Source organism: Arthrobacter sp. H20 (assembly GCF_000520515.1).
Taxonomy (GTDB): Bacteria; Actinomycetota; Actinomycetes; order Actinomycetales; family Micrococcaceae; genus Arthrobacter_D.
In genome coordinates, this window is the sequence record NZ_AZRY01000225.1 from 1 (window position 1) to 6,884 (window position 6,884).

Annotated in this window: 6 protein-coding genes; 3 read left to right on the plus strand and 3 right to left on the minus strand. The window is 61.6% G+C overall.

Annotated elements, in window-relative coordinates; all coding sequences use genetic code 11:
• The 3 genes from Y703_RS0102065 to Y703_RS23290 form a co-directional block, all read left to right on the plus strand.
• On the plus strand, positions 1 to 1,081 hold a 1,081-nt coding region (locus Y703_RS0102065), incomplete at its 5' end, for an IS1380 family transposase (RefSeq protein WP_026551398.1).
• Positions 1,082 to 1,967: 886 nt separating this feature from the next.
• Positions 1,968 to 2,294 (plus strand): hypothetical protein, encoded by a 327-nt coding sequence (locus tag Y703_RS0102075; protein WP_026551399.1) that lies wholly within the window; start codon positions 1,968 to 1,970, stop codon positions 2,292 to 2,294.
• A gap of 160 nt (positions 2,295 to 2,454) precedes the next feature.
• Entirely contained in the window at positions 2,455 to 4,464 is a 2,010-nt protein-coding gene (locus Y703_RS23290; RefSeq protein WP_081743340.1) for an alpha/beta fold hydrolase, read from the plus strand.
• On the opposite strand, the gene Y703_RS0102085 is transcribed toward Y703_RS23290, so the two are convergent.
• The 3 genes from Y703_RS0102085 to Y703_RS17360 form a co-directional block, all read right to left on the minus strand.
• A complete protein-coding gene (locus tag Y703_RS0102085; RefSeq protein ID WP_026551401.1) occupies positions 4,465 to 4,659 on the minus strand; it encodes a hypothetical protein in 195 nt (64 codons plus the stop codon).
• Positions 4,660 to 5,763: 1,104 nt separating this feature from the next.
• Positions 5,764 to 6,321, minus strand: coding sequence for a hypothetical protein (locus Y703_RS17355; RefSeq protein WP_051427214.1), 558 nt, complete (start codon positions 6,319 to 6,321; stop codon positions 5,764 to 5,766).
• Positions 6,322 to 6,464: 143 nt separating this feature from the next.
• The coding region (locus Y703_RS17360) for an integrase core domain-containing protein (protein WP_035763456.1) at positions 6,465 to 6,884 on the minus strand (420 nt) is incomplete at its 5' end.

Here is a 6,884-nt window from a genome sequence, read left to right on the forward strand (position 1 = left end):
TTCGAGGATCAGCCCGGGTAAGGCGTTGGCCGCGATCAATGCCGCCCGGGCTGCCGCACGATCCCGTGTGTGGGCAGTCGCCGGGGAACACTCGCCGTTGCACGGGGTCAGCAGGCGCGCCCCGCTGGTTGTGGACTTGGATGCGACGCTGGTGAATTCGCATTCGGAGAAGGAAGACGCCCGCCCGACGTGGAAAAAAGGGTACGGGTTCCACCCGTTGGCGGCGTACCTCGATCACGGGACGGAGGGCACCGGGGAGCCGTTGGCGGTGCTGCTGCGCCCGGGGAACGCCGGGTCCAACACCGCCGCTGACCACGTCCAGGTCACCCGGGATGCGTTGCAGCAGTTGCCGAAAGGGTACCGCTCCGGCAGGAAAGTCATGATCCGCACCGACTCAGCCGGCGGCACCCACGGATTCCTGAATTGGCTCACCCACAAGAACCGAAACCTGAGCTACGCGGTGGGGTTCCCGATCCACGGCGCCGTCGAAACAGCCCTACCCCTCATCCCGAAGGACGCGTGGACAAGGGCTTATACCAGCGACGGCATTGAACGCGACGGTGCGTGGGTCGCTGACATCACCGGCATGCTCGACCTCACCTCCTGGCCGGACGGGATGCGGGTCATCGTCCGCAAGGAAACACCCCACCCCGGCGCCCAACTGCGGATCACCGATGTCGACGGGATGCGCTACACCGCGTTGGCCACGAACCAGGACCACGGGCAACTGGCTGACCTGGAAGTCCGCCACCGGCTCCGCGCCCGCTGCGAAGACAGGATCCGAAACGTCAAAGACACAGGGTTCCAGAACCTGCCCCTGCACTCGTCTGCCGCCAACACGCTCTGGTGCCACCTGGTGATGCTCGCCTCCGAGCTCATGGCGTGGACGCAGATGCTCGCCTTCCACGGCACCAAAGCCCGACGCTGGGAGCCCAAGAAGCTGCGGGCCAGGATCTTCGAAATCGCCGGGAAAATCAGCCGGCACGCCCGACAGTTCACTGTCCACCTCGCCGCCAAAGCACCCGAGACCGGGCTCCTGCTCAAAGCCCTCACCCGCCTCAACGCCCTGGACCCGCCATAAGAACCACGACCGCCGACTGACCCCGAACGAGGAAGAGCAGCACCCCGACCTACGTGATGGACGTGGAACCATCACCGACCAACCGCCACCGGTCAGCGGCCGAATCGTCACACCCAGATGCCACAATCAGACCATCGGGCAGCCAGTAAGCCCCGATCACACCAGAAACCACGCCTCATGAAAGATCGAGGCTAGGGACCGCTTAGGTGATGCACCATGCAGGCGGAAAGGACTAGTAGGAGTGCCCGATGCTGTGCAGGGGTCCCATGAATCTAATCAATTTAGATCCGCCCTGTTCCTCCTGGTGACGGTCCCCGATGCGCTGCCCCGCGTCGGCGACGGACATGCCGTACGGGACGACGGTGACGTGGGCGGCACAGCGATTCGAGAGCGGAATGACCACTGAACTGGTACTCGACGTCGTCCTCGATGCGCCCTGCACTGTAGTGGACCCGCGGGCCGCACGGATCAGAATGTCAAACCGAATTGGAGACCCTTCTTGCACCGTGACGTGGGCCCATCTGGCCTCAGGCTTCGGACCAGGTAGTCCAATGTCGCGATCTTGGCTCGCCCCTTCCGAACTGTCCGCAGAGTGCTGTTGCCTCCACCGATGGGATCTGAGACGGACATGGCTGCGCAGCCCTGTCCCGCCCGGTAAGGCAGGCTCTACCTGCTCGCTCAGATAGATCCCTTACCGTCTCTGCCAAGTCGATAGTAAGTCAGCTTGCTTTCCTAGCCTCTACGCCTTAACTTTATGATGTAGAGCATCCCGTAGAGAAAACTGCGGCCCATTTTGCACTCCACTTCACCCGCGGATCGACTCATCTCTGAGCACGGTATCCGCCGCCGATGACGGCACCCCCCGAGACACTTCAGGAGAATACTCATGGCCAATACCAATACCAATACCAATACCGATAACGGAAACACGAACAACGGACATTCCGGCAACGGACACACCGGCAACGCCGTCGAGAACCGTCGCTCGACCGAGACGAAGGCCTCGACGAAATCCACCGAGTTCTTTGCCTACATCGCGATGGTCATCGCCACAGTCGTGACCGCCCTCGTCGTCGGAGACGGCGACAACGAAGATGGCATTGACATGTTCGACGCACACCAGGGCATGGAACTGATCACCTTCCTCACGATCGGCTACATGGTCGCCCGCGGGCTGGCGAAGTCCGGAAGTCGCGAGCACCACAACTCCTAGCACGACGCGATGATCCCCGCACCCGAGCCACGTACTCCGGGTGCGGGGATCGATGTCATTTTCGGCTACTTCCCAATACGGTAGGGGCATCCGATGATTCGGGCCGCAATCCACGGGACAATATTTGCCTTGCCACCTTCCCAGTTCACGAAGGGCTCCCATGAGTGAGACCCCCAATATCGCAAGGACCAACGTCGGCAAGGTGGCGGAGGCGACAATAAGCCCGGTCAACAACAGGCAAGCTGAGAATGAGAATCTTCCTTACTTCAGCGACATGAGGAAACTGCAGACCACCCTCGTCAGCGAAGCGGGTGAGCGCCTCGAGCTGGCCTATCGCCTGCACTACTCCCGCACCGCCGACAGCTCAGCACCCACTAGCTCAGCATCCGGTGCGGCCGATGAGGCTCGGCCGGTGTTCGTGCTCGTCCACGGCATCGGGATGTCGCACCGTTACTTCGCTCGACTGCAAGCGAGATTGCTCGTCCACGGCGACGTCTTCCTACTCGACCTTCCCGGGTTCGGTGGAACCCCTAGGCCAGCCCGGCAGCTCACCGCAGCCGAGTACGCGAGTGTCATCGTGAATGCACTCGACGCGACGGGACTCATCTCCTGTGTCGTGGTCGGGCACTCGATGGGCGCTCAATTCGTCACCGAGCTCGCTCTGCAACGCCCGGACCTCGTTTCCGCTGTGGTGCTTATCGGCCCTGTTACGGATACCGCTCACCCTTCCGCGGCGCGCAATGCCCTGACCTTAACCCTCGACACCCTGTTGGAGCGGCCGGTGACGAACCTTCAGGTAGCCGCTGCGTACCTGCAATGCGGCCTGCGCTGGTATCGAACCGAGTTACCCGTCATGCTCAGGTATCGCCTGGATCACCGACTCGCGGGCGTCACTCAGCCCGTCCTGGTGCTGCGAGGATCCCTAGACCCGATCGCGGGACGCAGATGGTGCAAGCGCCTTGCCGCAGTGGCTCGCGATGGTCGTGTCGTCGAGGTCCCAGGCCAGCCTCATGCTGCACACCGTGGAGGCGCGATGATCGTCGCCGACGCCATCCTGGACTTGATCGAGGATCTCCCCGCTGCCCCCTCCGGAGTCCTTAGCGGGCAGAAGAACGGGGACAGTATTCTGGTCCCGTTACACCCTGCAACGGGAGCTTCGTTACCGACATCTTCTTCGTGGACCGGAGGATCGTCGGGAACTGCTGCAGGTTCCCGGTCCGGAACCCGGGGGCAATGGCGGGGCATTATGCTAACTCATATGCCCAGGAAAGGTACACCCATGGAGGCACCGCGTAGGTTCGACAAGATCACCATCATCTTCAATCCGAACAGCACCGGGGACGCTCCCACGCTCGCTGGGGAACTAGCTGGCGAATTGGCACCGGCATTGCCGGACACAGTTGTCACCTTGCAGCCCACGGAGCATGCCGGACACGCGATCGACCTTGCGCGTGAGGCGGCTTCAGCTGGCAACGCCCTCATTGTGTCGGTCAGCGGGGACGGCGGGTACAACGAGGTCGTCAACGGAGCCATGGCCAGCGGCAGAGATGACGCCGTGTGCTCGGTTCTCGCCGCCGGCAACGCGAATGACCATAGCCGTGTTACCGGACGCAAGCCATTGGCAGAAGCCATCATCGAGGGCCAGGTCCGCCGGATCGATGTGCTGCGCATCAGCATGAGCCAGCCGGGTGCGGACCCGGTGTATGCGCACTCCTACATCGGTTTCGGTCTGACGCCGATCATGGCGATTGACCTGGAAAAGGGTAGTAAAGGTGCGATCAAGGAGATGTTCTCCGTTGTGCGGACCTTTTCAAAGTTCAAGCCCTTCGAGATCCGGCAGAGCGACGGGAAGCGCCGCACGTTCGACAGCCTGGTGTTCGCGAACATCTCGCAGATGGCGAAGTACGCGACCCTGAGCGAGGCCGGGGACCAGCCCACCGACGGGAAGTTCGAAGTCATTATCTTCTCGCACATGGCCAAGTGGCGGATCCTGCTTACCGCCTTGCGAGCCACGACGAAGGGACTAGGCGATCAGCCGAGCTACGCGCAGTACCGGTTCTCGGCCCTCAAGCCCATGCCCTACCAGATCGACGGGGAAGTGAAATCCGTCGAAACCGACACGGACATCACCATCGATAGCATTCCCCGGGCCCTAGCCATCCTCGGCTAATCACTCAGTGGCCAGCACCACCGCCCACAGCATCCCGCCGATGAGCTTGTTGGCAGGTTGCATCAATCTGCGAGCCCGCGGCAAGAGCGACCCACAGGCAAACCTGATCAGGCATGCCGAGACGGAGCTGTTTCCTTCGGTCTCGATGACTGGGTCACCGGCCTGGTAGGTAATGGTGTGGTCGTCGGGATCCATCGCTGCCTTCCACCGTCGGGGAAAACACTCTGATGGAATCAACAGTGAGGTCGAGATCCGAGGGGCAATGAGCGCCCGGTAACGATGGGTTCCGAGACCCGAGTGGATCGATCGTCTCAGGGGCCATCGCTGACCGGGTCAGTGAGTTCGACGGTTTGGCCCATAGGGTCTTTGACCACGTAGCTCCAATAGCCCACCCAGAAGGGCTCAGCGCGCAGGGCAATCGTTTCCGCTTCCTGCAACCGGGTGACGGCGCTTCTGAACTTCTCGGGCGATAGCGGGATGCTCCAGGACCCGCGGCTACGCCTGGCTTGGGTGCGATTTCTAACCCGAACACCCACCCGGGTTGAAAAGCCCACTCTTCGTCAGCGGTCGCCGCGGGGTCGTCCCCGATAGAGAACTGGACAGAGTCTCCGAATACGTAGGCGATGTCACCTTCTTCGTCCCAGATCTGGTCAAGTCCCAACAAATCGGAGTAGAACCGGCGAGAGGCCGCGACGTCGTTACTGCGGGTGTAGAGGAAGAACGCGCACGTCGACATTCGGAAAGTCTACGCGCACTAAATGTTCCGATGAGGTGCCCTACTGGTTACACCTGGCTCAACTTGGTCCACGGCCGATAACGATGGATTGGTGGAGACTCTTTGCCGAGGCTCGACACGCCGAGGATATTTGTCTCGTTACTCGTGCCCGTTTGTGATGGTGGTGTACCTACGTTTGTGCGACTACCGCCAGGCGGTAGCCCATCCCGGGATCTGCTCATCCAAGCGTGCGCACCGGTTCGGATCCAAGGCACCGCGGCGATGCACGCCATGGCATGCAGGTCGCGTTTGGGCGAATCCCGTGGACCCGCCGCCCACTTCCTGGTCAGATCCCCGAACGCCCGCACATTCCAGGTCCCAATCAGAAGATTCGAATCGTCCTTGCCCGGCAGGGTCTCATCCAGCGCCGCCCGCAATCGGGCGACGTCCTGAACCACGGCGGCAGGAGGATCGCTCGTCATGGACTCCATCGAATCACACCAGCATCGGTCACATGGCAGCTCTATTTGTCCAATGGCTGTTGGACAATTGCTTTGGCCCGGGTGCTACTCGGGGAGCTGTCTCTACCGTGATCTGATTCCGTGACGTTCGAGGGCGTAGGTGTAGGCGGGATCGTGCTCACGGATTCGTGTTCCTGCATCTGTGGTGACGGGGTCATCCACTAGGCCGATATCGGCGCGCCGAAGCCAGAACGCCCAGCAGTAGCCGTTGCCCTGGCCTACAGCGCCGTGCTTGGAGGGGAAGCGGATGCCCATCGGATATGACCCATCATCGAGGACCTGGTCCCGGATCCATGATGCGAGGATGGTCGTGACTTCCCGGCGGCCGCTAGTGACTTCAGCCAACGTGAGTGTTTCTTCCACCTCGACTTCGTACAGCAGACTGCCCAGCGCTCCGTTGAGTGCTGTGAGGGTCTCGGAGTGGGCGATATCAACCCAGGGGCCGGGCTCGAACTGCAGTGAGTACAGCAGGCGTCCGTCACGCCAGTTCGCGGGAATCCACCCCGGAATCATGTGACCGTTGGCGTGCCACTGCTCTTCGACTTCCTGCCGGATGGTTTCTATGGGTTCGCCGAAGAACGCTGCGGTCTTTCTCAGGTACGCGTCGTGTGAGGCGGTCATCCGTGCCCATGACAGCGCTTCAAGCAGCGACGTTTTCGCGTCTTCGGCCGCGTAGATCGTTCGCCCGGGCGTATCGAAGCGGTACCACAGGGACCGGTCATCGCTGAGGGGCCTGTCAAGCCCCGGGTTTGGTGGAGGGTTTGTTAGACCCGTTCCATCGTTTTGATGGCCGGGAGTTTTGAGTAATAGACGGTTTCGGCTTCCACCGGTGGTCGGTAGCCGATCTCGCTGTGAAGGCGTCGGTGGTTGTACCAATCGATGTATTCCGCGACGGCGATTTCCAGGTCGTTGATGCTCGTCCACGGGCCTTTGTTGCGGATCAGCTCGGCTTTGAACAGCGAGTTCAGGGCCTCGGCCATGGCGTTGTCGTAACTATCGCCCTTAGCGCCGACGGACGCGACTGCTTCGGACTCAGCGAGCCTTTCGGTGTAGCGGATGGCACGATACTGCACTCCTCTGTCGCTGTGATGTATGAGCTGGGAGACGTCCTTTCCAGCGTGCTGGCGGGTCCACAAACCCATCTCCAACGCATCCAACGCCAGGTCCGTGTGCAGGGTCGTGGA